Source organism: Cupriavidus sp. BIC8F, assembly GCF_032465815.1.
Lineage (GTDB): Bacteria > Pseudomonadota > Gammaproteobacteria > Burkholderiales > Burkholderiaceae > Cupriavidus > Cupriavidus necator.
The window spans coordinates 4,050,086-4,076,023 of sequence record NZ_CP136094.1; the positions used below are offsets into that span (position 1 = coordinate 4,050,086).

The 25,938-nt window shown below is 63.0% G+C and carries 44 protein-coding genes; 9 read left to right on the plus strand and 35 right to left on the minus strand.

Going from position 1 to position 25,938, the window contains the following annotated elements:
* Position 1: 1 nt before the first annotated feature.
* The 34 genes from RS901_RS18875 to RS901_RS19040 all read right to left on the minus strand — a co-directional run bounded on the left by RS901_RS18875 (position 2) and on the right by RS901_RS19040 (position 21,887).
* The gene (locus tag RS901_RS18875; RefSeq protein ID WP_316150427.1) at positions 2 to 877 is read right to left on the minus strand and encodes a DUF2460 domain-containing protein; all 876 of its coding nucleotides are present in this window, start codon (positions 875 to 877) and stop codon (positions 2 to 4) included.
* On the minus strand, positions 877 to 3,588 hold the full coding sequence (locus RS901_RS18880) for a phage tail tape measure protein (protein WP_316150428.1): 2,712 nt from the start codon (positions 3,586 to 3,588) through the stop codon (positions 877 to 879). Before RS901_RS18880 ends, RS901_RS18875 begins: the two co-directional genes overlap by 1 nt.
* A complete protein-coding gene (locus RS901_RS18885; protein WP_316150430.1) occupies positions 3,578 to 4,015 on the minus strand; it encodes an HK97-gp10 family putative phage morphogenesis protein in 438 nt (145 codons plus the stop codon). Before RS901_RS18885 ends, RS901_RS18880 begins: the two co-directional genes overlap by 11 nt.
* Entirely contained in the window at positions 4,008 to 4,313 is a 306-nt protein-coding gene (locus tag RS901_RS18890; protein ID WP_425476455.1) for a phage tail assembly protein T, read from the minus strand. The genes RS901_RS18885 and RS901_RS18890 overlap by 8 nt, the downstream gene beginning before the upstream one ends.
* The gene (locus RS901_RS18895; RefSeq protein WP_316150432.1) at positions 4,304 to 4,723 is read right to left on the minus strand and encodes a hypothetical protein; all 420 of its coding nucleotides are present in this window, start codon (positions 4,721 to 4,723) and stop codon (positions 4,304 to 4,306) included. Before RS901_RS18895 ends, RS901_RS18890 begins: the two co-directional genes overlap by 10 nt.
* Before the next feature lie 13 nt (positions 4,724 to 4,736).
* On the minus strand, positions 4,737 to 5,378 hold the full coding sequence (locus tag RS901_RS18900; protein WP_316150433.1) for a phage tail tube protein: 642 nt from the start codon (positions 5,376 to 5,378) through the stop codon (positions 4,737 to 4,739).
* A 78-nt stretch (positions 5,379 to 5,456) separates the two neighbouring features.
* A complete protein-coding gene (locus RS901_RS18905) occupies positions 5,457 to 5,828 on the minus strand; it encodes a DUF3168 domain-containing protein (RefSeq protein WP_316150435.1) in 372 nt (123 codons plus the stop codon).
* Positions 5,829 to 6,001: 173 nt separating this feature from the next.
* Entirely contained in the window at positions 6,002 to 6,367 is a 366-nt protein-coding gene (locus RS901_RS18910) for a phage head closure protein (RefSeq protein WP_316150437.1), read from the minus strand.
* Between the two features lies 1 nt (position 6,368).
* Positions 6,369 to 7,217 carry a head-tail connector protein gene (locus tag RS901_RS18915; protein WP_316150439.1) on the minus strand — a complete coding sequence of 283 codons (849 nt, stop codon included), beginning with the start codon at positions 7,215 to 7,217 and terminating at the stop codon, positions 6,369 to 6,371.
* 47 nt (positions 7,218 to 7,264) lie between these two features.
* Positions 7,265 to 7,714 carry a hypothetical protein gene (locus RS901_RS18920; protein WP_316150440.1) on the minus strand — a complete coding sequence of 150 codons (450 nt, stop codon included), beginning with the start codon at positions 7,712 to 7,714 and terminating at the stop codon, positions 7,265 to 7,267.
* 67 nt (positions 7,715 to 7,781) lie between these two features.
* Complete coding sequence (locus RS901_RS18925; protein WP_316150442.1) at positions 7,782 to 9,071, minus strand: phage major capsid protein; 1,290 nt, start codon at positions 9,069 to 9,071, stop codon at positions 7,782 to 7,784.
* Between the two features lie 111 nt (positions 9,072 to 9,182).
* Positions 9,183 to 10,094 carry a signal peptide peptidase SppA gene (gene sppA, locus RS901_RS18930; RefSeq protein WP_316150443.1) on the minus strand — a complete coding sequence of 304 codons (912 nt, stop codon included), beginning with the start codon at positions 10,092 to 10,094 and terminating at the stop codon, positions 9,183 to 9,185.
* Complete coding sequence (locus RS901_RS18935) at positions 10,091 to 11,641, minus strand: phage portal protein (RefSeq protein WP_316150444.1); 1,551 nt, start codon at positions 11,639 to 11,641, stop codon at positions 10,091 to 10,093. The genes sppA and RS901_RS18935 overlap by 4 nt, the downstream gene beginning before the upstream one ends.
* Positions 11,641 to 11,817, minus strand: coding sequence for a hypothetical protein (locus tag RS901_RS18940; RefSeq protein ID WP_316150445.1), 177 nt, complete (start codon positions 11,815 to 11,817; stop codon positions 11,641 to 11,643). Before RS901_RS18940 ends, RS901_RS18935 begins: the two co-directional genes overlap by 1 nt.
* A complete protein-coding gene (locus RS901_RS18945) occupies positions 11,814 to 13,355 on the minus strand; it encodes a terminase large subunit (RefSeq protein WP_316150446.1) in 1,542 nt (513 codons plus the stop codon). The genes RS901_RS18940 and RS901_RS18945 overlap by 4 nt, the downstream gene beginning before the upstream one ends.
* Positions 13,328 to 13,780: a hypothetical protein gene (locus RS901_RS18950; RefSeq protein WP_316150447.1), complete on the minus strand. Its 453-nt coding sequence runs from the start codon at positions 13,778 to 13,780 to the stop codon at positions 13,328 to 13,330. The genes RS901_RS18945 and RS901_RS18950 overlap by 28 nt, the downstream gene beginning before the upstream one ends.
* A 131-nt stretch (positions 13,781 to 13,911) precedes the next feature.
* Positions 13,912 to 14,178: an HNH endonuclease signature motif containing protein gene (locus RS901_RS18955; protein WP_316150448.1), complete on the minus strand. Its 267-nt coding sequence runs from the start codon at positions 14,176 to 14,178 to the stop codon at positions 13,912 to 13,914.
* Between the two features lie 44 nt (positions 14,179 to 14,222).
* Positions 14,223 to 14,387: a hypothetical protein gene (locus tag RS901_RS18960; protein ID WP_316150449.1), complete on the minus strand. Its 165-nt coding sequence runs from the start codon at positions 14,385 to 14,387 to the stop codon at positions 14,223 to 14,225.
* Positions 14,388 to 14,724: 337 nt separating this feature from the next.
* Positions 14,725 to 15,300, minus strand: a complete 576-nt coding sequence (locus tag RS901_RS18965; protein ID WP_316150450.1) for a DNA-binding protein — start codon at positions 15,298 to 15,300, stop codon at positions 14,725 to 14,727.
* Complete coding sequence (locus RS901_RS18970; RefSeq protein WP_316150451.1) at positions 15,297 to 15,602, minus strand: hypothetical protein; 306 nt, start codon at positions 15,600 to 15,602, stop codon at positions 15,297 to 15,299. Before RS901_RS18970 ends, RS901_RS18965 begins: the two co-directional genes overlap by 4 nt.
* Positions 15,599 to 16,036, minus strand: coding sequence for a hypothetical protein (locus RS901_RS18975; RefSeq protein ID WP_316150452.1), 438 nt, complete (start codon positions 16,034 to 16,036; stop codon positions 15,599 to 15,601). Before RS901_RS18975 ends, RS901_RS18970 begins: the two co-directional genes overlap by 4 nt.
* 253 nt (positions 16,037 to 16,289) lie before the next feature.
* Entirely contained in the window at positions 16,290 to 16,556 is a 267-nt protein-coding gene (locus RS901_RS18980; RefSeq protein WP_316150453.1) for a hypothetical protein, read from the minus strand.
* A complete protein-coding gene (locus RS901_RS18985; RefSeq protein ID WP_316150454.1) occupies positions 16,553 to 16,786 on the minus strand; it encodes a hypothetical protein in 234 nt (77 codons plus the stop codon). The genes RS901_RS18980 and RS901_RS18985 overlap by 4 nt, the downstream gene beginning before the upstream one ends.
* The gene (locus RS901_RS18990; RefSeq protein WP_316150455.1) at positions 16,783 to 17,904 is read right to left on the minus strand and encodes a hypothetical protein; all 1,122 of its coding nucleotides are present in this window, start codon (positions 17,902 to 17,904) and stop codon (positions 16,783 to 16,785) included. The genes RS901_RS18985 and RS901_RS18990 overlap by 4 nt, the downstream gene beginning before the upstream one ends.
* Positions 17,901 to 18,173, minus strand: a complete 273-nt coding sequence (locus RS901_RS18995; RefSeq protein WP_316150456.1) for a hypothetical protein — start codon at positions 18,171 to 18,173, stop codon at positions 17,901 to 17,903. Before RS901_RS18995 ends, RS901_RS18990 begins: the two co-directional genes overlap by 4 nt.
* Positions 18,170 to 18,349: a hypothetical protein gene (locus tag RS901_RS19000; RefSeq protein ID WP_316150457.1), complete on the minus strand. Its 180-nt coding sequence runs from the start codon at positions 18,347 to 18,349 to the stop codon at positions 18,170 to 18,172. The genes RS901_RS18995 and RS901_RS19000 overlap by 4 nt, the downstream gene beginning before the upstream one ends.
* The gene (locus RS901_RS19005) at positions 18,346 to 18,693 is read right to left on the minus strand and encodes a helix-turn-helix domain-containing protein (RefSeq protein WP_316150458.1); all 348 of its coding nucleotides are present in this window, start codon (positions 18,691 to 18,693) and stop codon (positions 18,346 to 18,348) included. Before RS901_RS19005 ends, RS901_RS19000 begins: the two co-directional genes overlap by 4 nt.
* On the minus strand, positions 18,690 to 19,061 hold the full coding sequence (locus tag RS901_RS19010; protein ID WP_316150459.1) for a hypothetical protein: 372 nt from the start codon (positions 19,059 to 19,061) through the stop codon (positions 18,690 to 18,692). The genes RS901_RS19005 and RS901_RS19010 overlap by 4 nt, the downstream gene beginning before the upstream one ends.
* Before the next feature lie 7 nt (positions 19,062 to 19,068).
* On the minus strand, positions 19,069 to 19,344 hold the full coding sequence (locus RS901_RS19015; protein ID WP_316150460.1) for a hypothetical protein: 276 nt from the start codon (positions 19,342 to 19,344) through the stop codon (positions 19,069 to 19,071).
* Positions 19,341 to 19,874, minus strand: a complete 534-nt coding sequence (locus RS901_RS19020) for a hypothetical protein (RefSeq protein ID WP_316150461.1) — start codon at positions 19,872 to 19,874, stop codon at positions 19,341 to 19,343. Before RS901_RS19020 ends, RS901_RS19015 begins: the two co-directional genes overlap by 4 nt.
* Positions 19,871 to 21,016, minus strand: a complete 1,146-nt coding sequence (locus RS901_RS19025; protein ID WP_316150464.1) for a hypothetical protein — start codon at positions 21,014 to 21,016, stop codon at positions 19,871 to 19,873. Before RS901_RS19025 ends, RS901_RS19020 begins: the two co-directional genes overlap by 4 nt.
* Positions 21,017 to 21,026: 10 nt before the next feature.
* Complete coding sequence (locus RS901_RS19030; protein ID WP_316150465.1) at positions 21,027 to 21,221, minus strand: hypothetical protein; 195 nt, start codon at positions 21,219 to 21,221, stop codon at positions 21,027 to 21,029.
* Positions 21,222 to 21,300: 79 nt separating this feature from the next.
* The gene (locus RS901_RS19035; RefSeq protein WP_316150466.1) at positions 21,301 to 21,546 is read right to left on the minus strand and encodes a hypothetical protein; all 246 of its coding nucleotides are present in this window, start codon (positions 21,544 to 21,546) and stop codon (positions 21,301 to 21,303) included.
* A gap of 131 nt (positions 21,547 to 21,677) precedes the next feature.
* Positions 21,678 to 21,887 (minus strand): hypothetical protein, encoded by a 210-nt coding sequence (locus RS901_RS19040; protein ID WP_316150467.1) that lies wholly within the window; start codon positions 21,885 to 21,887, stop codon positions 21,678 to 21,680.
* 94 nt (positions 21,888 to 21,981) lie between these two features.
* Between RS901_RS19040 and RS901_RS19045 the strand changes: the two genes are divergently transcribed.
* The gene (locus RS901_RS19045; RefSeq protein WP_316150469.1) at positions 21,982 to 22,485 is read left to right on the plus strand and encodes a helix-turn-helix domain-containing protein; all 504 of its coding nucleotides are present in this window, start codon (positions 21,982 to 21,984) and stop codon (positions 22,483 to 22,485) included.
* A gap of 369 nt (positions 22,486 to 22,854) precedes the next feature.
* Here the strand turns inward: RS901_RS19045 and RS901_RS19050 are convergent, their stop codons facing one another.
* The gene (locus tag RS901_RS19050; protein ID WP_316150470.1) at positions 22,855 to 23,529 is read right to left on the minus strand and encodes a hypothetical protein; all 675 of its coding nucleotides are present in this window, start codon (positions 23,527 to 23,529) and stop codon (positions 22,855 to 22,857) included.
* Between the two features lie 199 nt (positions 23,530 to 23,728).
* Between RS901_RS19050 and RS901_RS19055 the strand changes: the two genes are divergently transcribed.
* The 8 genes from RS901_RS19055 to RS901_RS19090 all read left to right on the plus strand — a co-directional run bounded on the left by RS901_RS19055 (position 23,729) and on the right by RS901_RS19090 (position 25,909).
* The gene (locus RS901_RS19055; RefSeq protein WP_316150472.1) at positions 23,729 to 23,860 is read left to right on the plus strand and encodes a hypothetical protein; all 132 of its coding nucleotides are present in this window, start codon (positions 23,729 to 23,731) and stop codon (positions 23,858 to 23,860) included.
* A gap of 10 nt (positions 23,861 to 23,870) precedes the next feature.
* Positions 23,871 to 24,014 carry a hypothetical protein gene (locus RS901_RS19060; RefSeq protein WP_316150473.1) on the plus strand — a complete coding sequence of 48 codons (144 nt, stop codon included), beginning with the start codon at positions 23,871 to 23,873 and terminating at the stop codon, positions 24,012 to 24,014.
* A gap of 11 nt (positions 24,015 to 24,025) precedes the next feature.
* Positions 24,026 to 24,373 (plus strand): hypothetical protein, encoded by a 348-nt coding sequence (locus tag RS901_RS19065; protein ID WP_316150475.1) that lies wholly within the window; start codon positions 24,026 to 24,028, stop codon positions 24,371 to 24,373.
* Positions 24,370 to 24,660: a hypothetical protein gene (locus RS901_RS19070; protein WP_316150477.1), complete on the plus strand. Its 291-nt coding sequence runs from the start codon at positions 24,370 to 24,372 to the stop codon at positions 24,658 to 24,660. The genes RS901_RS19065 and RS901_RS19070 overlap by 4 nt, the downstream gene beginning before the upstream one ends.
* A 145-nt stretch (positions 24,661 to 24,805) precedes the next feature.
* On the plus strand, positions 24,806 to 24,940 hold the full coding sequence (locus RS901_RS19075; protein ID WP_316150479.1) for a hypothetical protein: 135 nt from the start codon (positions 24,806 to 24,808) through the stop codon (positions 24,938 to 24,940).
* Positions 24,937 to 25,278: a hypothetical protein gene (locus tag RS901_RS19080; protein ID WP_316150482.1), complete on the plus strand. Its 342-nt coding sequence runs from the start codon at positions 24,937 to 24,939 to the stop codon at positions 25,276 to 25,278. The genes RS901_RS19075 and RS901_RS19080 overlap by 4 nt, the downstream gene beginning before the upstream one ends.
* Positions 25,275 to 25,511, plus strand: a complete 237-nt coding sequence (locus tag RS901_RS19085) for a hypothetical protein (RefSeq protein ID WP_316150483.1) — start codon at positions 25,275 to 25,277, stop codon at positions 25,509 to 25,511. Before RS901_RS19080 ends, RS901_RS19085 begins: the two co-directional genes overlap by 4 nt.
* Before the next feature lie 53 nt (positions 25,512 to 25,564).
* On the plus strand, positions 25,565 to 25,909 hold the full coding sequence (locus RS901_RS19090) for a hypothetical protein (protein WP_316150484.1): 345 nt from the start codon (positions 25,565 to 25,567) through the stop codon (positions 25,907 to 25,909).
* Positions 25,910 to 25,938 lie beyond the last annotated feature (29 nt).

A 25,938-nucleotide genomic window follows, 5' to 3' on the forward strand; every position in this document is an offset into this window, starting at 1 on the left:
GTTACGTCCGAATTTCGATAAGTTGAATGCTGCCCCAATCGACGAGTAAATCCCCGCTAGGGCCGTTGCGATCCACGATCTGCATTTTCATGTCGTCGGTGTCGAAGCGTACGGGCACGTCAAACTGCCCAGACCACGCGAGCACGTCGGACGGCTGCGGGTACTTGCTGCCGGTACCGCTCGAGGTGATGATCTTGCCTACCGTGCTCACGGCGAGCGTGTAGACGGCGCCAGCCACTCCAGAAACAGTGAAAGATTGACCATTCAGGACGCCTGCATCGGCGCCACTGAGACCGGATAGGGATAGCAAGCCGCCGACGGCCACACCAGCCAGAGCCGACGAAAGCGTGACCTGGGTCGCGCTGCCGAGCGCGATAGCGCTGATGCTGGCCGAGGAGTCCGCAACGAATGTAGCAAGGCCGGTCGTCGTGTCCAGGGCGTACTGACCGGCACCGGCGCCGGCGCTGATCGGCGTGCCGTTTCGGTAGAGGACGGCGGTCCCCGCGACGGGCTTGCGGATGTTGCGTGCTTCCGACAGTGTGCCAGCAATGTATTGCTTCGCCAGTTGGAAGACGCCGGCTGCCGACGTCGTGACAAGGGCGCCGTTCGCGGCGGTCACAGTGTAGTCCGTCCAATCCTTCAGACGAAAGCCATGCCCGCGGCCTTTGACGGAACGAAAGAAGGCATACAGCGCATCAGTATCGGACTGATTCATGACCCGCCGGCCCACGTCGTATCGGTTGCGCGCCTGCGACCAGGTAATGACCCGGCTCTCCGCGCCGCCGGTGGCCGTGGTTACGACGGTCGAATAGACCGGCCCGACGACGGCGCCGAACGCAATCTTGTCGGGGAAGCGAGGGGATTCGAGGAAGGCCACTATCCATTCCTCCGGATCGCCATGCCTAATTGCCGGGCGATACCGCTGCCCATTTGCGCGGCCGTCTGATGCCCTGTCAGCGGCGGCACGCGGATATCCATGTTGAAGGTCTGCTGAACACCGCTGCCGTTCCCGCCACCGCTGCCACCGTCCGTTGTGCGAAGTGCATGATTTGGCACGATATTTCCAGAAGAATTGGGTACGAAGAGTTCCGGACCGCGCTCGCCGACGAGGTATGGGCCACCGCCCGTCACTGGGCCGCCGTCCGCGCGAGCACCGAAGATGCCCGTGACGCCTGTCCCTGCGCCCATGGAGACTGAGCCAGCTGTGCCGAAGTAATCGCCTGCCAGAGGCGTCGCCATGGAAGACGACGCGCCGCTGACAGCGCTCGCCGCCCCACCGAATGAGCCAGCCCCGCCCATGTCGAGGGAGCCGCCGATGAAGGAGCCCACCATTTCGAAGAGCTTCGCCTCCATCGCCTTGATCGCCATCCGATTGATCTCCACGATGATGAAATCAGAGAGACTCTTGAAGTTCATCTTTCCGGTCGACACGAATTTGGTCAGGGCATCTTCCATGCCCTTGGCAAAGCCTGACACCACCGATTCGGTCTGCGCCGCCATGTTGCGCGCAGCGTCTGAATAGTTGGCAATCGCCTGGGTAGCGCCGTTGGTCCAGTCGGCCTGGCGCGCTTTCAGGGCCTCGTAGTAGTTGGTGTAGTCCTGCAAGGATTGCTGAAGGCCGGCGCGAATCTTCTCCTGCTCGGCGAGATAGTCCGAGCCACCGATCAGGTCCTTCGGCGTGGCCTTGTCCAGCTCGACCTGCATTCGCTGGTACTCTTTGTAGATCGATTTCACGGCCTCGGCGTTCTTCTGCGCCTCAGAGCCCATGCCGAACGCATCAAGCTGGCGGCCGTACTGCTCGCGCTGGCTATTCTGGTAGCTGGCAATCTGTGAATTGATCTGCGCAGACCGCTCCTCGAGCTTCTGAATCTCCTGCTTGAGTTGGAGCTTCTTCTCGTCGGCGACGTTCTGCGCGAGCTGCGCCTTGATCTGGTCCTGTGCCGCGAGCAGGCTCTTCTGCTCGGCGGTCAGGATGCTCTTGCCCTTGAGATCGGAAATCTTCTGCAGGAACTCGGCCTGCTGCTTCTCCGCCGCGGTGAGTTTGTCGCTCGATTCGAGCTGCGACCGGATCGCGGCGTCCTGGTCGCGCAGTTGCTGCAAGAAGCGCGTCGCGGCGTCGTCCTGATATGCCTTCGGCTTATGTCCCGCTTTGTCCTTGTACTTCTCGTTGATGCCTGCGACCAGCTTCTCATAGTCGGCATCCGAGAAAGTGCCACCCCCCGCAAGGATGGCCGACCGGTCCTTGGCGAGTTGAGCCAGTTCCTTCTCCCGGCGCTGGGCATTGGTCATGACCTGTTCGCGCACCGTTTCAACCCGCTTAGCCGCCTCGATTCCGTCCTGATTGATACGCGCAATCCGTGCCTGCGACTCAGCAGTACGCTGCTCCAGCCGCTGCTGCTCCTGCAGCAATGCCACTTGCCGGTCTATCTGAGCGACGCGTCCGGCAGCCAAGGAGTTGCCCTGGATATCCCGGCGCTCCCCCATCAGGGTGTCGATCCGGTTCTGCAGCGTGGGCCCGCTACTTAGGCCCTGCTTCAGATTCGCCCAGAACTCCTGCACGCCTGCGCTGAGGTTTTTCCATGCCTGCGCGGCAGTGGAGAGGTTTTTGATGGACGAATCAGCAACCTGCTTTGTTGCAGCGTCAATCACTGCCTGCACCGCCTTGTGCTTTTCGCCAGCCTCCTGCAATGCCTGGATGTGCTGGTACGTCGCAGTGTCCATGAAATGCATGGACTGGTTGTGCTCGTATGCCCACTTTGCAGGGTCTTCGGAAAGCTTGGAGTACTCCTTGCTTACGTCCTCCAGCGACTGGCCGGAAATCTTCGCCGTGCGGATGATGACGTTGGACAACCCCTCCATCTCTTGCGAGGTGTATCTGCCGCTCTGCGCCAGATCGAGCAAGACTTCTGTCGCCTTGCCGAGCGAGCCCCCCGACGTGCCGGCGACGCGCTGCTCCATCTCGTGCAGCGATTGCGCAGTCAGTCCGGCGTAATTGCTGGTCAGGACCAGCGCGGCGTTGAACTGCTTGGTTTCCTCTGCACCTTTGATGGCGGCGATTGCCAGCGCAGCAAGCCCTGCCACCAACATCCCGACCTGCAGGCCGGCGGCGCTGAACACGTGGCTCAACGCATCAGTTCGCTCGCCCAACACCAGCATGGAGCCGCCGAAGTTTTTCCAGTTCCCCTGGCTGGCTTCGTGAGCCAGCACAAGGAGTTCCCGACGAGCGCCGGCGGTCTTCAGGTTGAACTCCTCAGTGTGCTTCGACGCCTGCGCGATCTTGTCAATGTAAGACTGCGCGGAGTCGGAGACGCCTAGCGCAGCGGCCTTCATCTGCAGCATCTCGGCGCGGGTCTTGCCGGCCGTATCGGCTTGCTTGGCGAGCGTCTGGATGAACGCATTGACCGCTCGCGTGCTGGCCTGGCTACCGTTCGCGGTGGCTTCTTCGATGGCCTTCTGCGCCGCAGCCGTGCGCGCCGCCGCGGCATCCTGGGTCGCAAGGAAATCCTGGGCACTCCTCTTGGCCTTCTCCATCGCGGCGGCATAGCCGCTCGCATCTGCCGTTACGCGGACAACCGTTTCATTTGCCATTAGTCAGTTCCCCAGCTTTTGTCTGGATCACTTCGCCTACTGCGGCTGCCGCCGCCTGCTTCTTTGCCTCATAGGCTGGCCGAAGGAACGGGCGCGCAGCCATTTTCGACGTCCCGTACTCAAGGAACCTTCCGTAGAAGGCATCCTTGCTCCACGTCACGACGTACGACGCTAGCTTGCCCTCGACGGACTCCTCCTTGTCGAACGCAATCAGAAGGTGATCGCGCAGGAAACCCGGATATCGCTTCTGCTTGGCGGTCTCCCACGTCTGATTGCCCACAGGCGCGCGGATCTTCACCTCGGCGAAGATGACCCGTGCGCCGGCCACCGCAGCCTGGCGCAGCACCGACTCGCTCGCCACGTTGTCGAGCGCCCGCAGAGCGTCGGTGAGGCCCTGCGGGTTTTCAACGGTGAAGTTCTTAGCCATTGCGGGTCGGGAACATGGTCGAGAAGAGCAACTCGGCTTGAGCGTCAGGGTCATCCAGCAGGATCGGCTCCTGGGCCTTGGCGGCCTCACGGCGAAGGTCGTTCCACGGAATGAAATCGAGTGCGTCGAATGGTTCACGACGCACCTTCTCGTTTCGGTGGACGTTGGCGATCGTGGAAGCGATCGTTCCCGCGCGGAGGTCGTCGTAATGCGGCCCGCGCCCGTCAATCTGGTACAGCGCCATGTACTCGACGAACTCGGCGCTTGTGACCCGCTCTTGCAGCTCCCTTACTGGGATGCCGAAGTCGCAGGAAAGCTGGAGCCAGAATCGCCGCTCCGGGCGGCGTCGGAGTTTTTTGCCGCTTCGTCCACGGCAGAAGGGGCCATACCATTGATGCGCACGGCCACGGCAACGAGCCTATCAAGGGCCATTCCGCTCTGTGCACGCAGCGCGGCGATGTCGGACTCGTCCAACACCAGAGCGCCGGACTCGTCTACCACCGTGGCGATCAGTAGGTCGGCCTGCGACTCGCTGATGGAAACCTTGCCGACTTCCTTCTTCGCATAGAACGCGTCGCGCGCCACGCCGGACATTTCCGACACGATGACGGTTACGCCGTCACCCCACTCGGGGACATCAACGCGCTCGGTCTTGAGGTGCAGGGCCGCGAGAATGGCGGCCTTGGTATCGCGAGAGAATACGGTCATGTTTACCCCTGGATTATGCGTAGGTCACGGCACCGGTGATACGCAGCGTCACCCCGGTCACCTTCAGCACTTGGTCGACAGCGCCATCGAGCGGAGTGTTCTTCACGAACGCGTTGAAGGTGGCTGTCTTGCCATTCGAGGCGGTCAACTTGAACGACTTGACGGCGCTAGCCACCTTTGCGGCATCGCAGGCCAGTTGCCCAGCGTCCGTGAAGTCCTTGTTCACGTCGAAGGTGAAATGGCCGAAATCCTGCAGGCCGAGCATGTATTCCTTGGCCACGCTCGACAGGTTCGTGGTGTCGATTTCGTTGGCCTGCCCATCGAAGCCCTTGAACTGGGTGATATTGTTGATGGGAACCCAGGTCAGCGGCGTCGCCGTGCCGGCGGCAGTGATGGTCTTGCCCGTCGTATCGATATCCACGGCGAAGGTATTCGCTGTAACGTTCCTGATCACCACTTGCTGGCCGTTCAGCAGGCCTGCATCGGCGCCGGTCAGGCCCGCCAGCGTCACGACATCGCCGTTGCTGAGCCCGTGCGCCGCGGAGGTGAGAATCGTGGGGTTGCCGAGCGCGATTCCAGAAATGGTTTTCGCGGAACCGGCGGTGCTGGAGATCTGTAGCGTGGATCCCTGCGCGGAGATGGCGGTATTGGGCATTCGATTACCTCACAAAATGAAAAGCCCGCGCAGGGCGGGCGGTTGCAGAAGCGGAAGCGCCGCTCAAGGCGGCATGAGTCAGGGGTAATACCAGATGCTGAAATCTTGCCGGGAGCCGTACATCCGCGTATCCATCTCGAACGTGCTGACCGGCGCGCCGATCGATATTCCCTTGATCGTGGGCGATGTGAGCGCGGCAATCGCGCTCTGGATCAAAGTTGACGCGGTCAGCCGATCGTTGGCCCAAGCATTGACCTGCACTCGCGCGTTCTGCAGGTCTTCATTGCCATCGAGGATATTGAGCGACTGCCCGCCGACGGATTGATAGGTCAGATACGGACGCACCGCATTTGCGGGAGCAACATCCGGGTAACAGCGGTATGTGCCATCACCGTTGTCGACCAGACTCTTGAGCGCCCCGAAGACAATGTTTTCGATGAGATTAGCCATCGCTGTCCCGCTCGACTGCGTCGTATTCGCATTTCACTGAAATGACCTCATCGAGAGCGAAACGCACCTCGAAGGACTTGGTGTATTCCGGCACACCAAGTTCCTTACGTAGCAGATCACACAGCTCCCTTCCTTTGCCGGCCTGCGGAGTCAAGACTCTCATTGTCCTGCGATTAGCCATTGCTCATGCCCTCACTCACCATCAACGTCACCACGCGGTTGCGCTCGTCCTCATTCATGCTCGCCGCTATATTGAAGATGCGTGTGCCGTACAGAATGCGCATCGCGGCGACGACCTTCGGTACCGCCAGCTCCGAGCGATAGCGCACCGTCACTGTGTGTGTCACCTCGGACTGCACCGCCTGCGCGGCCAACAGTTCGCGGCCGCTAATCGGCTGGATCTCGCCCCAGCAGGTAAAGGCGGAAACCCAGGAATTGGTCTGCTGCCCGGACGCGTCCTGCGTTGCCTGGCGCGTCTGGAAGGTCAGGCGCTTGCGGAGCGTGCCACTACGCACCGAGAAGCTATTGATGCCGGACATATCAGAACCAGAACGTCTTGAAGGGATCGAGCAGCCGATCAACATACGGCAGCGGCTCGATCTTCCCGCGGTTCATGATCGCGACCTCTTCACGGTTCTCATAGATCGTCGACAGGCGAATCTTCAACCAAGCCTTGATCCCCTCCGGGATTACGCCCAGGAAGCTTTGGCCGGTGCCGGTGTTCGTCAGTGCGATGGGCGCGCCGCCAGCGGTCGTGGCTAGCGTATAGACGCCAGGCGAGACGATGCTCTGCACGTAGTAGTCGGTCATCGGCTGGAGCGGCGCCGGCAGCGCGCCGCCGGCATTCGACAGGCGAACCACGTCGCCAACCGCGAGGGGCTTCCAACCAATCACCGTGACGTTGTTGCCGGCGGCCGTCACGGGCGCGGCGTAGCCAGCGTCATACGTGACCCATACCGCGCCGATCTGCGGCAGCGGAATTGGCCAGATCTTGCCGAAAACGGGCGTGATGCGTACCGGGTCGGCGGAATAGTCCACCGTGTAGTCGGTGGGTGGCATCGTCTGGACGTTGCCGGCCATGTCCAGGTATTGGATCGAAACTACCTGCACCACCGGGCCGCGCTCGAGATAGATCGCATGACCAGGCAGCGTGAACGGCTGTCCATAAGGAATCCCGATGAGGGACGGCCCGGGAAAGCTATCGAGCACCTGTTTCCAACGCGCCACGCACAACTGCTTACGGGTTTCGCCCTCGGCATAGTCGCGCGCTGCGGATACCAAAGCGCCAATCAGCGTGTCATCGTCGGTAATGTCGACGCGGGCCCAAGACTTTGCCTCGGCCAGCTGCACCGGCTCGACGGTGGGCGGCGTGATGAGTTGCAGTGGCATGCGTGGAACGGGCGGCCGAAGCCGCCCTTCTCCCGGTCAGGTATGGATTAGCCGACGATCTGCTTGACCGAAGCCGCATTGGCGTCGGAGGCCGGCGCAAAGCGAGGCACGAACCCGAACAGCGATGCGGCCGTCAGGCTGGCCGCCGTGCCGACCGTCATCGACAGCTGGACGTAGGCAAAGCCGTTGGCGACGTCGAGCTGCTGCGCATCGAGGTTGATTTCGGCCTGGACGTTGTCGCCGGTGGCCTTCACGATCTGCGTGATCGCCGCGCCGGTGATGTCCTTGGCGCCGGTGCCGCTCGAATCGGTGGCCTGTTGGATCTTGGCATCCACAGTGGCAGAAGCGCCCAGTACGCCAGTCTGAATCAGCGCGAGGAACTTCTGGAAGGCAGCTGCGGACACCCAGGCGGTTGTCAGCGCGCCAGCGGACTGGCTAGAGGGCGAGATCTCGCCCAGGAGTGCCACCTGCTCGGTGGCTTTCACGTTCGGGTACATGACTTGATCCTCACAAATTGGTGAATGGAAATGCCGACGGCACTGCGGCCGCCGGCGTTCAGGTCAATCAGCGGGCGCCGAGCAGAAGGAACGGCGAGAGCGTGTTGCTGCCCTTGGCCTGGGCGATCGGATTGACGATCTTCGGCTGGCCATCGACCCGGAAGGTCGCCCGGAAGGCGGTCGCGTCGGCATCGAAGTAGAGATGCATCGACGTGGCCATTTGGACGCCTCCGGCCTTGGTGATGGTGCGGTAGTAATCCAGGTCCACGAGGGAGATGTCGCCCTGCGCGCTGAATGCTGCCGCGTGCTGGCTGACCATGATTGGCCGGCCCATAAGGGTGCCGTAGGGCGAGCCCTGCGCGCCGGCGGAGACCGGCAGATAGATCGGGTAGTTGCCGAGGGTCAGGCCGAACAGCGACGGGAGCGCATCGGGCGTAATCAGCCAGGTGGAGCGCGGGAACGAGCCGGGTGGCAGGCGGGCGATCATCTTGGTGATGTTCGCCAGAAGCACGGTTTGCGTGGCCTGACCGGATTCCTTCGCGACCACCACGGCAGCCGAGCCATTGAAAGCGCCCTGCGGCTGGCCCGCTCCCGTGCCGAACAGGATCGCCTCGTTGGTCTTCCAGCGGATCGAGCGCGCCATCAGGCCAGGCAGGTACGACTCGAGGGCGTTGGCGTCCGCCAGCAGCTCATCGGTCACCGGTGTCAGAGCCATGAGCTTGTGCAGACGCAGGGTGGTGACGCCGAACTTCGGCTTCGTCTGGTTTGCCGCCGTAGCCTCGGCTTGCCAATAGGCGCGCACGCCATCGGTGCCCCAGGGCGTCGTTTCGTCCTTCGGGAACACCATGCTGTTGCCGCCGATCTCGACGTCATCGGTCATTGGCAGCAGCGCGTCGTCCTCCAGGGACAGCGTGAAGATCTCGCTGGAGTACTGCGGCGGGATCAGAAAGCCGCCATCGACGCCGCCGGCCTCGTTCCCGAACGTCGTGGGGGCGGCAGCGCCGATGACCAAGCGCTGGTCGATCGCGGCCGGCTGAACCGCGGCCATGCGCGCAGCCTGGGCGAACTCGCCGAACGACCGGAAGCCGCGGCGCGGATCCTGCTCGACGTTCTCCGACACCGAAATTCGGGCATTGTCGGGAATATTCACGCCAATCGAGCGCTCGTGCTCAGCGAGCGCTTGCTCGCGCTCGATTGCGGCGTTGACGCGCTCCAGGGCACCTTTCTCTGCCTCAAAGGCCACGGCCTCGTCGTCGGTCAGGTCACGACCTTCGGCGGCGGCCTTGTCAGTGATGGCGCGCATGGCGGCCACGTGCTTGGACTTGCGAGCCAGCAGCTCGCGCATTTGCTTGGACATATCGGGCTCCAGAAATAGCAAAACCCGCACATGGCGGGTCAAAATGGTGGAATGCGCTCAGTCGTCGGACTGCTCGCTGGCGCCGACGGGCACCAGCGATAGGGCCTCGCGCTAGCCCAGAATCGAAATCTCACGTTGCGCCCGGGCCAGACGGCTGGCGCCGGCCGGCTTCGCTGCGCGGATGCTCTTCTGCATGCGTGCCACCACGTCATCGAACGTGGCGACGCCGTCGACCATCTTCTCGGCCAAGGCCTGGTCGGCGCCAAGCACCCGGCCCTGTCCCATGCTCTGCCTCACCTGGTCGACGGCGACCTTGCGGCCCTTGGCCACACCGCGCGTGAAGGCTGCGTAATAGTCATCCACACGCGACTGCATGAAGGCCTGGGCGTCCGCGTCGAGCGGCTGGTAGGGGTTTCCCTCGACCTTGAACTTGCCCGCGGAGACCAGGGTCGTCTTGACGCCAGCCTCGTCGAGCGCCTTGCTCCAGTCCTGGTGCGCCATCCACACGCCGATGGATCCGACCTCGCCACCCGGGGTGACAAAGAATTCGGATGCTGCGCTGCCGATCCAGTAGGCCGCGCTGGCCGCGAGGCTGTTGGCTACGGCCACGACCGGCTTTTTGGCTTGGGCGATCTCCGCGGCGATCTCCTGCACGCCATAGACGGAGCCCCCGGGGCTGTCAATGTCGAGCAGAATCTGCGCCACGGTATCGTCGGCCATTGCGTCGGCCAGGGCTGCACTGATCTGCTGCGTGCTGGTGCCGCCCTCACAGATGTCGATCTGGCTCGCACGCTGAACGATGGCGCCGTGCACCGGGATAACCGCAATCGCTCCGGCGCGTGGGCCGCCGGCGCGCGACTGGCGCGGGCCGGCACTCGGAGCATCATCGTCCGGGGCATGCGTGAAGCCGGCCGACGGTGCGCCGTACTTGCGTGCGAGCACGGCGGCGTAAGCGGCCATGCGCTCAGGCATCAGGGCCCAAGGGGTCGCCAGGCACCAAGCGATAAAGCGTTCATGTTTCATAGGTCACCTGTAAGGGCGAGGCGCGAGAGTTTTGCCAGAGCGGCGTCGTAAATGTCCTGTTCTTCATGGCCCGTGCGGATCAGGTCCTGTCCACGCGCCTTGCAGTATCGCTGCGCTGCCTCATCGGTAATCCCCAGCGCAGCCGCAACGAATCCCGCGTGGCTTCTCATCGCGGCTTCAACGGCTTCCGGCCAGTTTTCCGCCTTTAGCGCAGAGAGAAGCACGGCGGTCTCCTTGCGCGCCACCCGCTCGGCGACAGATGTGGATAGTGCTGCCAGGCGCGCATCCGCTGCGTCGTCTTGTTTCGGCGGCGGCACGCCATCGACCTGTCCCGGTTGCTTGGGCACGTCGACCTGGGTCTCGGCGTCAGATTCCTCAACCATATTGAGCGGCCGAAGCGGCTCATCGAGGCCGTCGATGGGCTCGTAGTTCTCCGACGCGCGCGCCTCATTGCGCGTCATCCAGCCGTCCATAATCGCGTTGTGGTAGAACGTCGAGCGCGCCTGCTGGTCGCCGCGCAGCAGGCCGGTAAAGTCGAACTCGACCTCGATTTCAGCGTCGTCCTCGAGGAGAAGATTCGTCTCGATCGATGATTCCCACCGCTCGGCCCACGGCGTCATCGTGTAGATGACAAAATCGAGCGACTGCTGCTCGATATTGCTGAACGTGGCCTTTGACAGGTCGCCCACCAGATGCGGCGGAATGCGGAACATGCGCGCAATATCGCCAACCTGGTACTGGCGCGCCTCAAGAAACTGGCTGTCCTTGTTCGTCAGGCCCAGCTCATGGAACTTCATGCCGTACTCGAGCACGGCAATCTTGCCCCGGTTCAGACCGGTCTGAGCTGCCTGGAACGACTCGCGGAAGGTGTCCCGCGCGGTCTTGTCCTTGAAATTTCCCGGGAATTCGATCCAGCCGCCGCCGGGCTTGGCATCGTTCTGGAAGAACCGCGCGCCGTAGTCCTGCGCGGCCAGGCCGAGGCCCACGGCTTCGCGCGCAAGCTCGATCGGGTTCATGCCGACAATGCCGTCACCGGAGAGCCCGCGGATATGCCAGAGCTCGCTTCGGCGGAAGATGCTCACTGTGCCGAATCGATCGGTGTACCGGTAGCGGTAATCAAACTCGTTGCCGTCGTTTAGTAGCTCAATGCTGATCCGGTCCGGATGGAGCGGGATCAAGTCGGTGATATTGCCGCCGCGGTCCGCCACAATCTGATTGAAAGCGTTCCCGCGCAACGCAAGATGCCCTTGCATCATCTCGCGCCACTCGAATGGTGTCTGCCACTGGTTCGGCCGTCGGCAGAGGAGGTCATAGAGCCAATGCTGCTCGACCGGCTTCTTGTTTTTGCCCTTGCCGCGGTATAGCCGCATCGGCAGCACGCCAAACGACTCGGCCAGCACGCGCACGCAGGCGAACACCACCGGCAGCTGCAGCGCCCGATCCGGCGACACTCGCATACCGGAGGCCGTGCGGGTCGTGACCGGCTCGAACCAGAACGAGCCCCACGGCGAGCGGTCCCCGTCGGCCTTGATCCGCGAAATAAACATCAGTCAGCGTCCTTTTTTGGGACATACACACCAGCCACGCGCGCCACCACAAACACCAGCGCGATCAGAAGCAGGCCGCCGCCCACGAGTCCGGCGCCGACGTTGAGCAGGCAACCGCCGACAAGCGCCAGCAGCCATCCCGCGAGCAAGCAGCCATTGAAAAGGTGTACGTTCATACGGTCATGAGTTCGTATTCGCCACCGATGATCGGCGCTTGCTCTTCCTGCGCCAGGTTTGAGGCGCCCATCGCCATCACCATGGCGATCAGACCATCGATCCGGCCGGTGGCCTTCGATTTGTCCAGTTTCCGGTTGCCGGCCGGGTCGCGCGTGGCGATCGCATTGGACGCGCACCAGGTCAAAATCGGGTTATTGCCGTGACGCACCTTGCTGTTCATCAGTTCGGCTTCCACCATGTCCAAGGCCGGCGACATGTCCTTGAACCCCTGGCCGAATGGCACCAGCGGCAGTTCACGCCCGAGGCGCTTGAGCTCGGCCTGCAGCACGTCGATGCGCCAGCGGTCGAAGGCCACCTGCACGACGTCATAGTCATCGCACAGGGAACAGAGCCGCATGGCCACCGTCTCGTAATCGACCGAAGCGCCCGCAGTGGCCGTCAGGTAACCCTGCTGCTCCCACACGTCGTACGGCGCGCGATCGCGTAGGGCGCGGTCTTTCAGGCCAACCAGCGGCGCGAAGAACTCGGCCTGGACATGCCAGGCGCGATCCTCGTCGACGGCCGCCAAGACCAGCGCCGTGAGGTCATTGCGGGCCGACAAATCCAGCCCGATATAGCATCGGCCGTAGGCAATCGAGGCAAAATCCGGATCCGCGCAGTTCTTCACCCAGATGGCCCGGGGAATGAACGGGCTGGTCTGGCTGATCCGCTGATTCAGGATCAGATTGCGGTAATTGGCCTCGCGCGACGGCATCCGACGCGCCGATTCGGCCTGGCTGCGCACTTCATCCTTATTCATGAAGGCATCGAAGTGCGGATTCGCCGCCCGGATTGCCTTTTCCGAGAACGGATCCAGCTCGAGCGGCGCCGTGTACAGCGCAATCTTGACGCGCGGATCTGCTCCCGTCAGCGCGTCGTCAATCAGCACCGAGAGCAGATCGGCATCGGTCGGCGACTGCGTGCTGATGATGATCGAGAGCGGGTTCTCATGCGCCGCAGACGCTGTTTCCAGTGCCTCGTACAACTCGTCGCGCGGCCCTTTCACCTGCCCGAGCTCGTCATGCACCACGAACGCCGGCGACAGGCCGTAGGCCGTCGAGGCATCCGCCGACAGCGCTCGATACAAGGTCCCCAACTCTGGGCAGAACAACTGCTTCGCCGTGTCGCGCACCACGACATATTGCGACAGGTCCGGCGACATGCGCGCCACCTTGGACGCATAGCCGAACAGAATTGCCGCCTGCTCCCGTGACCGCGCTGCGCTATACAACTGGCTGTTCGGGACGGCCTCCGGGCCGCACAGATGGAGCAGCAGCAGGAACGCCGACAACGCCGTCTTCGCGTTCTTCCGCGCCATGGACAGGATGAAGCGGCGCGTCTGTGAATCGTAGATCTGCTTGACCCACCTTCGCTGCTCGCGGGTAAGCACGACAGGCTTCCCGACGAGCTTGCCCTCGGGAATCCTGCAATGCGCCTCGATCCAGGCAATATTGCGGGCACCGCGGCTCGCTACCCTTTTGCGAGGGGCAGTTCCCACGGTTTCCTTGCTTTCGCCTGGTTGGTCAATTTGCGACCAACGGTGGTCGGGTGCTCGACAGCCTGGCGCGTGATGCGCAGGCGCGTCGCCAGTGACGACGCCGCCCGGCTTTCGCGCTCGGCCATTGCCAACAGCCGGTCGTATCGCTTCAGGCCATCATCGTCGGCCAACCAGGCACGGTCGAAATTCGCCATTTCATCGGCGAGGATACGAGCCTGAACCACGTGCCGGCAGTACAGCTCGAGCAGCGGCGCGTGCGTCGCGCTAAAGACGCCGGCCGGCTGGTCGTTCACCACCTCCAACCAGACGCAGCGCTCGGCGTCGCTGATATGCAGCGGCGGCGCGAGGCGCTGTTCGGTCTCGATGGGCGCAACGAGGGCCGCGACAGTCTGGGAAGCCGCCGATTTTCTGCCTCGCTGCGCCATTTTTTTGCCCTCGTTTTACCCTTTTTTGTCCACGTTTATGGTTTCAAGGGGGACCGGTCGGTGTCCCGCACTGCAACACCAGAGATGTGATGCCCCCTACCCTTTTGTGCGACGCAGCACGCCAGCCAGCCCTACTTTGTGCGTAAATCTGCATTCCAGTGGTGGCGCGCGCTGGTCGGCATGCCGCTTGCATCACACCCAGATCGCTCTTTCTGCCCGAGGTCACGCCTTGTCTTCTCGGCGTGGTGGTCGGCGCAAAGGCCTTGCCTGTTGGTCAGGTCGTCTGCGCCGCCATGCACCAAGGCCACCACGTGGTCAACCTCGGTGGCGGGTGATACCACGCCGAGCCTCTGGCACTCAACGCACAGCGGATTCGCCGTCAGCGTGATCGCGTTCATGGCTTGACGCTTCCGGCCTCGGATGCGCTTGGTCGGCTGGCCCATCATTCGATCACGATGCGCATGGCGCGCTTGATCTTGGCCTCGAGCTTCGCCTGGTCTGGCAGCCTGCCGGCGAGCACGCAGCAAAACGCCAGCAGCTTGAGATACGGCTTGAGCCACCAGGCAAACCGCACGCTGAGTTTCACCTGAGGCGTACCGGTCGGCATCGTCACCACCTACGCGGAGCGCGCCAGCAATACAGCGCCAGCACGCCCATCGAGAGCAACACCATCAACGGCAGCCACATGGCGAACTCCAAAAAAGAAAAAGCCCGCTGGGTCAGGGCGGGCAAATCCAGGCGGGATCCTGGAGGAGACACTGGGTTGCGGCACCTGGAGTCGTCACCAGGAACCTCGGGCAAAAGCCCGCGCGCTACTGTTGCGCCATGCCGCAGAAACGCAAAAAGCCCGCGTGTGCGGGCTTAGGGCGAATTTCGGTACGGTATCGAATTGACACGTATTTTAGCCATGAAATGGCAGGTGTGCAAATGGTTGACTGGTGGCGCTATGCGATGGCGCCTTCCGGCAGGAGCATTCCCCGTCCATCGACGGCCGCATCGAATGCTTCCCATGCTCGGCGCTCCAAGCCTTTCAGCATTTTCACGATCGCCTGGTTATGTGTGCTAACGGTGTGCCGATTCAAGCGGCAAAGATCGGCGATCTCCGTGAATTTGACCTTCGCGCCGAAATACCGCTCGACGCATCCGCGCCGCACGCGGTAGTGCGACAGCGTACCGCTCAGGGCGGTAAGCGAGTGCTCGGTGAGCTCGCGCACGGATTCCTCCCAGACCGGATTTAGACGTTCGCCAGCGCAGCAAGGCTGCCGGCATTCGCACCGGAGCGCACGTGGCGCGCACCGTGCGACCAGCGTAGCGCGCTCGACATGGGATAGCTCGCCCAGCTCTGTCAACACCATGCCAGCTTGGGCTGCGCCGTCCAGGCCAACCAAACCTCGACCGCCGCCAACACTCTGTCCCTTCACCATCTTGGACAAAGGCGTCATCGGATATTGCTGGCTGGAATAGTTCAGCGCGAATCTGAGCGCTTCATGCGAATGCTTGAAGATCCCCGGCTCTTTCACAGTCGTCCCCCATTAAGCAGCGCAAGCGCCGCGTCAAGCAGATCCAATTCGTTCATTTTCAGGATCCGCAAATATGTTTTGTCCCCGTGCACCCCGTTCTTACCTGTGTGACAATCATCATGGCAAAGCGGCAGTACTAGGTAATTGCCCGCCCGCTGCGCACCGCCTTGCCCTTCGCGAATATGGTGCACATCGGTAATGGATTCCTGTCGCCGACCGAGCAGGGTGCAACAGATGCAGGCCATTTGCTTGACACGGCCCATGTAAGCCGATTCGGCCTTGGTTGACACCTTCTTGCTCAATCTGCCCCTCCCAAGAGCAAGCCCGGGTGCTGCGGATGCAATGGTTCCACCACGATCTCGGCGCGGGGATTGGCGCGGTCGATGGCATGGAATACATGCTTCTCGCGCACCTGCCGGTCATTGGCATAGACGCCGCGCTGCACCAGCCGGCGTTTATCGCCTTTTCCGGCGTAGCGAGCCTGCAGAACATCAAGGAGCACGGATTCATCCAGGTCCGGCCGCTCGCTGGCATAGAAAAGGCGCAGCGTCACCCGCACCGGGCCCGCCAGCATCTGGCGCGCGGCCGGCGGGATCTGGCGCAGCGCGTCGCGCTCGAACTTCCGCGCCTTCTCGGACTTGATGCTGGCCGGCCGGCCTTTGATCGTGACGATCTCGCGGCTGTTGGCCTTGCTGGCGGCCTCGCCAAGGATGGTGAAGGCGATCCGGGTCGTCATGCCGCATGCCTTCGACGCGCAGCGAACCACCCACACCGGGCGCTCGTTTCATCCATCCATTGGCACGGCGCGACATCGGTCGGCCAAGTCGGCGTGCGAAACCAGGTCTCGAAGGCTTGCCAAGCCTCGGCCCGGCGCGCGGCCTCGCCGGCAATGGCCGCCTCGCACTTTCGCGCCTCGAGGCGCCGGATGCCATCGTCATCGCCGCAGTCGTTCAGGCAGCCGCAAACCCGAAGGTGGATCCATGGGCCCGTCATGCGCCGCCCTCGGCTGCTGGTGGCGTGGCGCTCATGGCGTCTGCCTTGTCGCGCTTGATGATGTCGGTGCAGCCTTGGTGTCCGTGAGCACACTCATCGGGCATCCCTTCCGGGAATGTCATACAGCAATCCGAACAGACCCACGAGCACTCGTCTCGGGCTGCGCGCATCGTCCAGTCCTGCGTGATTTTGTCCATCGCATCGAGGGTGTCTGACATACCGCCGGCGTGGCTGACGGCGAAAAAGATTCCCAAGCCGCTCATGCGCCCTCCTTGCTGGCGCTCATGTCGTCTCGGCGCACCAGTTCTTCGGCTTCCAAGTTCATCGGCTCGCCGTCGATCTGCGACCATCGTGAATATCGGATCAGCCAGCCCTCCGGCATGGCACGCAGCACCATACGATCAACTGGCGCACGAAGTTTCGCGGGCAACGCCATCAGCCCGAATCCGACGACTGACAAAGCGAATCCGGCGATAACGAATGCTTCCGTCATACCTTTCCCTCATTGCTGGCGCTCATGGCGGCGATGGATTCACGAGCCTCAATAACTTCCTCTCGCATTGCTTCCATAGCGGCTCGCAAACGTGCACCGGCAGCCTCCGCGCGATCCGCAACTTCCTTGGAGTGGCTCCGTTTCTGAAAGCGTGTTTCTGCATAGGTTGCGTTGTATGTTTCTCTCGCCGCATCCCATAGTTCAACCAATGGGGCCAGCACACGCGCCGCATCGCGCGCATCCTGGTCGGCAGGCGCTGCGGCGAGCAGGGCGATACTATCGAGACACTCGCGCACGATCTTTCTCAGCGATTTCGGCACTGGCAATGCGCCTTGGCCTCCTGCATCTAAGGCGAGGCGCTTGATCCGTTCGAATGCCTCCGTCAGCGCGGCAGGCGCTGCGCTCGGCGGCGCCTGCTTCGCGCTGGCCTGCTGTTTCAGCAATCGCCCAATTTCTTCGGCACTCTCTTCGCCCGGCTCCTTGCCGACAATCGGCGCGCTGTCCTGAATGATTCCGGCGAGGCAACTCACCATGCGCTTCCAAAACTCAATGCCCGGATCAACGGCCGCTTGTTGCGCGCTGGCGATTGGGGTGGCAGGCGCTGCGCTATCCAGAACGGCTTCCTCGACCTGCCGGGCAAACTGACGCCAGCCCCAGCCTTTCAGAAAGCCCTCCATTCCCCCCGGCATAGCGTCGGCGATGCCATCAATGCGCTCATCAGTCAGGCGCGGCATGTCTGCTAGAACCTCCACCATCCTCCAGTCGCTTTCTGTCATTCCGCATTCGTCGCGCTGCTCGGCGCCCGGCTCCGCCTGTTGCGCGCTGGCGCTTGGGGCGGCGCGGATGCCATCGTCGATGTCGCACGAATCTTCCGGGCACACCACGCCATCGCGCGCGCCGGCCGCACAGATGTCGCCATAGCCATGCTGGCAGTCTTTCGGCGCCTGCTTCGCCTCGCCTTTCGGTTGCTGCGCCAGGGCGGCGCGAATGGCATCTGCGAAGCGTCCGAGAGCCGCATCCCATGCGTTCGTACCAGGTGTCGCGCCCATCAAACCGCAGTCGCGCGCAAGATTCCAGTCTTCATCCCGGCACTGAGCCGGCTTAGTCGATTCGGTCATGCCGTCACCTCGTCCAGTTGCTCGTCATGCACCGGCACGCCGCTGATGGGGCGCAGGTCGGCGTCGCAGCAGTCGCCCGTGATGTCGAATATCGACTCCCAGGGGCGGCCTATCTGCCGCATGCGGAGCGGTGCGCCTTCCACCTCGCAGTGCCACGCGGCTGGGTCGCTTACCCAGCGCGCCGGGCCAACCACCCGCACCAGCCGCCCAATGTTCTCCGGGTGCTCGTCACGCACGATGAAGGCGAGATCTCCAATCTTGCAGTTCATGCTGACCTCTTGAGCTTCTTGGCCTTCCGCTCCCGTTTTGCCGCTGCGGCGGCGATGCGGGCATGGTCGTCCTGGGTGATTCGGCCCGGCTTGAGGGTCTGCGGCCGGGGCTGGTGGGCGGCGCCCATCGGCGCGAGCATGGCGGCCACTGCGGCAAAAATCGATTTCCCGATCATGCCGGCACCTCGTCGGAGCGGAAGTGGCGGCGCGCCGGCAGCTGGATATGCGCCAGGCGGATGCCGAAGAAGGCGAGCAGCTCGGCCGCCGCATTCCCGGTCTCCCGCTGCGGCTTCTCGACCACTGTGCGCTCGGCGACGGCCGGCAGTGCTTCCGGACTCGCAAGCGCCCACTCGCCCCGCACACCGTCGCGCCGACGCACCACGGCGCCCGCCCGCTCGAGCTTGACCAGTTCCATGTGCACGGCCTGCCTGGACACCCCCGCCACGCCGGCGAAGTGCGAGGCAATCACGGCTTCACCGCGCCGCAGGGCCTCGATCAGGTGCTGTCTCGTGGTTTTCATGCTGTTGCTTCCTCCGGTTCGTCGTAGCAGACGTGTAGCGTGGCCGGCAGCTGGAGCTTGGGCGCCTTCAGTGGCATGCCCCAGGCCTCCATCAGCGGCGTGATGTCGGTGCCCGAGCGGACGTGCTGGCCGGGCCTGAGCGGTCGGTATGCGGCCAGCGCCGCCAGATCGGTCGCCGTCCAGATCTTTAGGTAGAACTTGCCCCGCTTGATCTTCTTGGCCTTGACCAGCGACAGGGTCTGCAGTCGGCCAAGGACGTCCGCCACCGCCCCGCCGGTGCAGCCGGCAACCTTCGCGAATTCCGTCGCGATGACGCTGTCGCCCCTCAGCAATGCGGCGCAGACCTGCTCTCTCACAGTCACAGTCATGGCTGCCTCACTCAAAGCTGGCCGGGACATCCCAGCACGATCCGAACGAGCCGGCGTCCGCCGCGGCGCCCTCCGTGCTAAGCAGGGACAGAAGCATCGCGGCATGCATGGGTGACACGTTCTCGTCTGGCGCCGCGGTGGCCGGCCGGGCATGGCGCGGTACCGAGGCAGCCGCCCAGGCGCGGACGGTGCGGGCTGGCGCCGGCGTGACCACCGCGGCGGGCGTTGCAGGCACGACCGACTGGCGCAGCAGGCGCGCGATCAGGTTGCGAATGACTTTCATCTTCCGTCCCCCCCGAAGTTGGGAATGAGGTCGCGGACCGCCGTCGGCATCGGTACCGCCGCGGTGGCCACAGGCTTTGCCGGCTCGGGCGCGCCTTCCGCACATTCCCGCACCAGCGTCCTGAGCAGCCGGGCGACCCACAGCTGCGGATGATCACGTTCGTCACGCTCGATCGCGACCTCGACGGTCTGGCCGGTGAACCGGTCCCGTTTGAGGTGCTTCAGCGTGACGCGCGCCGGCGCCAGATCCGGCCGGCCGATCTTGCCCATGTACCCCGCCGCCACGTCCGGCTTCCAGTCCGCCGAGTTCACGTGCAATGCGCGGTGGATCGTGCGCAGCAGCGGCCGGCGCTGGTTCAAGCGATGCGTGATGTCCTGCCAGGCGCTTGGCGGCGCGAAGGCGTGGCAGCAGCAGGTCCAGTCCGGGCCGGTCTTGACCTCTGCCCACATCGGGCAGCCGTAGGCCACGCACTGGCCCGGGCGCTGCGCCGGAACGGCGGGAGCGTTTTGAGGGGTGCGGTGGAGCGTCATGCAACAGCCCTCCCCTGCTTGGCCGCTTGCGCGGTCTGAATGCGGGAAATGCACTCGGGGCGGGACCAGCCCGGCCGGAGCTCCAGGCCGACGCTATGGGCCGCTTCGTTGAGCTGCACATCCGTCATCGAGTGCAGCGGCACCGGCTTCGGCTTCGTGACCTTGGCGAGCTGCTCGTTCTGCAGCACCCGGTCGACGTAGGCCGGCAGGTTCATGATCGGCTCGGTGGCGTCAGCCTTGGCCTTCGTGATCGCGGCACGCATTTGGCCGATGGAGACCTGGGCGTCGATCCAACCGGTAGCCAGCGGCCAGAGCTTGGAGCGGCCTTGGATCGAGTACGTGTCGATCTCGATGCCGTGCTCGTTGGAAAAGAATTTTGCCCACTCAATCGCCGTCGTCGGGACGTGGTCGTCCAGGGCTTCGCGCGCGGGTTCTACGTTAACGTTTGACGATACTGAGGGTTTTAGATCGACTCCTCTCGACTCGACTCGACTCGACTCCAGGGGTGAGTCACCATCGAGACACCGGCGCGTCACCGGCGAGTCACCTTGCGTCACCTGTGCGTCACCGCTCCGGAGTTTTCGCTTGCAGGAGGTGCAAATCAGGCGAAAACCCGCTATATCTTGCGGGTTTTCAGCCGGTTCGCTGGTGACGCGCGCAATCGTCAGACTCGATGCGTCACCGCAAAGGTGACACGCGTCACCGTCGCGCTCGCGCAATTTTTTCAGGAGCAGTTGACGTTGCTTTCCGCCGAGCCTTTTTTGGTGACGCAGGTGACGCGCGTCACCTGCGTCACCGGTGTCACCTGCGTCACCACTCGTCGGGTGACGCAATGTCGGTTGGTCGATTCGCTGGTGACGCGCCCAGCCGGTGACGTGCCAGAACTCCTTGCCGTCCACCTCATACTCGGTGAGCAGCTGGGCCTCGATCATCTCGTCGATCCACTGCATGACCCGGGAGACCGTCGCGTCGTCATCGCCAGGGAAGACCTCAGCCTTGAGGGTCTTGGCGCTGGCAGGATGGTTGCCACCGTCGTCGCAGAACGTCCACAGGCCGATGAACAGCAGACGCGCGTCGCGCGACAGCTCCATGACCTGTTCGGACGTCCAGAATTCGGGCTTGATGCTGCGGATGCGGGCCATGACTACACCTTCAGCGACGGCGCCGGCCAGCGCCTGATGGCGCCGAGTCCGCGGGACGGTATTGCTCGCCCTTGAAGCCGGCAAGCCATTCCAGGTGCGCATCGGTGCCGGGCATGTGCGGGTTGTCGTCGGCCTCTTTGCCGCGGCGGAAAGCCTCGGCGCCGGCCGAACGCACTTGCACCCGGGGTGTAAGTTCGTGAATCACTGCGTCTCCCGTCCGAATGCTCAGTACAAGCGAGGCGTGAACTGCGGGGGTGTCAAAGCACCCCATTCACACCCCGTTCTCACCCCTTTCTCGCCACGACGCCGATGCGCTCGGCGTATATGCTCTTCATAACTTCCTCGCCGTGAGCGCTGATCATCAGCAACTCGCGCACGAATTCGGAGAGCGACATGCCCACCTCGGTAGCCCTGGCTTCCAATGTCTCGCGCGTTTCCCAAGGCACCTTCACCTTGGGAATCTCGGCCGCCATCTTTCCGAAGAGGTTGCTACGTCCGCTGCGCGCCATGCCGTCGTCCCGGTCTGTCATGCCGAAGTCCCCGTTGGTAACCCAAACCCGTTGCCCACTGATTTGTCTCGCAGGCTCTCGTCAAACCCAGGTGCACGGCCTTTCTTGGCAGTTGCACCCGCGACCACTCGTGTCGGTGGTCGCTTCAGTCTTTATGCAGCTGCTGCAGTGGCCGGCTCGTGGTTCGTAGGCGTGGACGCGCTACTGAATAGCTCGGGATACGCGAGCTTGATATACATGAGGCGAGCTGGCGGGATGCCGGTATGCCGCCATTCCGAGACAGAGCCCGGCTTGATGCCGAAGATCTGCGCCACGGCACTGGTGCCACCGAGCTTGTCGATGATCGCGTTCGGGTCGTGCATTTCGGCCTCAGAAGAAGGATTGCACCTTCATGTTAGGCATTCCTTCATTAAGAAGTCAAGGAATTCCTTAGTCGCATTGGTTTAGGATTGCCGAATGACAGACTTCGCTGACCGACTGAAATTGGCAATGGCTGGCCCACCAGAGGTGAAGCCGGCAGACCTCGCGCGCGCCTGCGGGATCAAGCAGCCGTCCGTCAGCGACTGGCTTAATCGGCGCACGAAGCAGATCAACGGCGCCAACCTCCTGGCGGCCGCCGAGGTGCTGAATGTGAATCCCTGGTGGCTGGCCTCAGGCGCAGGGCCAATGCGATCGGCCATACCGCAGCGCGAGATGAACGAGATCGTAGCCCTGCTCCAGTCGATGGATGAGGACGTGCGGCGCATCGCCATCGCGCAAATTAAAGCGCTCGCAGATCTGAATTCAGTAAGACCTAATTCGGCGGCCACTGAAAACGACGCGAACCGTGATAATGTCTCCTCCAGCACCTACAGCCGAAATGTCTCAGAACAAAGACAAGCGCTGAAGGGCGCGCTAAAGGATGGGGTCAGCCGTGCCGACAAACGTCACAAGTCTGGTGGTGGACAGGGAGGCCATTGAGATAGCTCAGGAGCTCCTCAGGAAGGCTATTGCTGGCGAGTATTGCGGTGTGGCGCTCGTCGCGCGGACCGTGAGGCGGGACTACGAGATCGTCTTGACGGGCGCATTTAAGACAAACCCCCTGGAGGCCGCGGGAGCATCCGGACTGCTCCGAACTCTGGCTGAGACACGCGCAATCGAGCAGATGTAGGCAGTCACCGCGCGTAAACCCTTATCCAAATTGCGGCAGGTTAAAAAAGGCTGGCGCCCGAGCCAGCCTTTGTTGTTCTTTCACACCCCCCCCACCCGAGAGGGGTACCGCCGGCAAGCGATAACTGCCAGACGTGCCCCCCCCGCGCTCTACGCCTGCTTGCGGCACTCGCCGTGAGCCTATTCCACCTTCCTGCAGTTTGACCCAATGCAAGCGTACTGTCGGAAATCCTTGCTGACGCAATCAACCTGGTAGATGTCGCCATATTCGCCGCTTCCGATAACCACGGCCGTTCCAACAGGCCTACAGGAATCGCTGTTTGCCATGGCCAACGCTATGCCGGACATCATCCCCGGCCGCGGCTCAGTGTTTATGCGGGGGATCTTGTACGCAACCGGCGTGGCAGTGGCGCTTTGGTTCGATTGCGCTTGCTGCTGACCATTCGGGACAAGTTGGGTCAGCTTCTTCATCTCGACGGTGATCACGTTCGGATATTCATAGGCCGCGCCGCTGCCCACATCAATTGCTGCCCCGATCAAACCACCAAAGATGATATTCCCGAAGGCCATGGGCTTCGTAGTCGACTGAACCGTATTCAGGCCAGGCTCCGAACCAGTCTTGGTGCAATTCACGTTCATTGCATCGTAGGAACGCTGCACGCCCACGCTGCCTGGCGTCGTTACAAACCACTTCCCTTTATCGTTGGTGAGGGTGCACGTCGCCCCTAACACCATCTGAGCGTCCTGGCGGGCATCGACCGATAGGGTCTGCATATTGCCGCCAACGATGGATGCGCACCCCGTGCATCCGATAGAAAGCGCCGCCGATGCGGCCATCAAGAAGCGTCCAGTCATAACCCCCTCCCCTCGTTGAAATTGTTCTGGCAGCGTAGACCGGGAGATCTCGGCGCCATATCACCCATATGGCTATCAAACTGTCGCACTACCCCAGCAGCGGCGGCCTGGGCCACGAAGAAATTAGGAATTCCTATTGCATTATGGCTTAGGCACTCCTAAGATACCTCCAACGGCACACCACCACACGGAGGTCATCATGCGAACCGGCACCATCTATCTCAGCTGCATCACCGCCATCCTCGTGGCCGGTGCGGTCGCCCTGGTGGTCCTGCCCACCATGACGGAGCTGCACCGCGCCCTGACCGCCGCTCTAGCCGTCGCTCGGTAAGGGGACAGCCATGGCCACCACCCTGCCCGCCTACGCCGTCGTCTACACGCTGCTCGGCTGCCGCTGCGTCACCCGCTTCGACAAGCTGACCGACGCCCTCACCTTCGCTGTCCGCGCTGAGATCGACGGCTGCACCGACATTTCCGTTCACTGAGGAGCCCAGCCATGAACCACCAACAGGCCCGGGCAGACATCGCCGCGCAGCTCGCCCTCGGCAACGTCGAATCCTTCTGCGAAGGCGACGACGCCATCAGCCACCTCAGCAAGCTCTTCGTCGTGCGCAACACCCGCCGGCGTGCCGGCGAGTCCGATACCGACTATGCGGTGCGAGTGGGCTCCCTGCTGACAGACATGCTCGACGCGATCGGGCAGGTGCTGGTCGGCGCCAACGTCAAGTACGTCTTGGCGGACGCCGCGGAGCAGCCCGTAATCTGCGCAACCCGTGAAGCCTCACTACTGGCTGTCAGCCGGCAATTGCAGCAGGACATCCTGCTGGCGCGAGGTGTGGCATGAAGCCCCAGCACACCGCGGGCCCATGGCACGCCGACCGCCGCGACATCCTCACCACGGAGAACCAGTGCATTGCCACTGTCTGGTCCGGCGCCGCTGCCTCGCTCGACGAAGCAGATGCCAATGAGCGGCTGTTCGCGGCTGGCCCTGACCTGCTTGCGGCGGCCATCGCGGCGGAAGCAATCTTCACCAGACAGCGCTGGCGCGCCGACTCCCTTGATCCCGAGGCCCTCGCCATGCGTGCGTTGCGCGCCGCCATCGCCAAGGCAATCGGAGGCACCAGGTCATGAGCCACGACCGGAAGAAATGGGTACGCGGCTGGTGGATCGGCTTCGCCGCGGCCATCGCCTGGTGCGCCTTGATCCTTCTGGCCACCGCCCTCGACAGCGCCGCAGCGGCTCCGAGCCAGGCTCCGGCCGCCGCACGGAGGTCCGCATGACCTTCCACATCTTCATCAACCGTCAGTGCGTCTATACGGGCTGCTTCGCCAGCTGGTGGGATGCCCATGACGCTGCCATCAATCGCGGCCTCCTGTGCGGCGCTCGCAATGTCCAGGTGAAATCAGCATGAAGCTCTCCGAACGCGTTCTCGAAATATTCGACGCTCAGGTTGCAATCGACCGGAGCAAGATCATCGAGCAAATCTCGGATCTCGATTCGCTTGGCGAGATCCTGGCCACTGCGCACTACGCCAGCGTGGAAATGAAGCCAGAACAGATTCATGCACAGGGCGACCGTATCTTGCTGACTGGCCCCCGGAGCGAAGCTAAGCTCGAATGGATGTTGCAAATTGGCTTCACTCTGCGAGCGGCCGACCGGTCCGGCCTCTACACGCACAACCGGCTCACCCATCCTCGGCTTCATTGCGAAGTCGTGATTCTGACGCTCCTCGTCGAGGAGCCGAAATGAGCATCCCTGGCTACCGCGTCCGCACCGCGGAGAACAATAAGGCGTTTGCCGAGAGCGCCAGCCGCGTCGGCAAAGCGCCAATTCCGCCCGGCCTGCCGTCGGCGCACCAGGTGGTCGCTGCCATCGACGGCGTCCTGAACTGCGAAAACTTCTACTCGGCAGCCGCGCAGGACGCGCTGGCCCGCCTGGTGATCGTGCGCGAGCAGTTCGCCGCCGCTATCAAACCGACTTGATTCAGCGCCATGCCGCCCGGCGCAAAGCGGGTGGCACCGATCGGGAGGAACCCGTGTCAACAAGACCCATCACTGACACCCTGCGCCACATCGGCGGTGGAGTGTTCATTGACCTGGCCAGCGACAAGATGAACGAGCTGGTCAACGCCGTCGATAGTTCTGGCAAGTCCGGAAAACTGACACTCGAAGTGAGCGTTAAGAAGGCAACCCGCGGCGGCGCCATGCACATCACCGGCAAGGTCACGCTGAAGAAGCCGGCCGAGGACGCCCTCGAGGCCATGCTCTTCGCCACGCCCGAGGGCAACCTCGTGGCCGACGACCCTCGCCAGCAGAAGCTCGACCTCAAGAACGTATCGAGCGCCAGCGACAGCCCACCCGCCAATCTGAAGACGGCGTAAAGCCGATACAGAGCTCACACGGAAGGAAC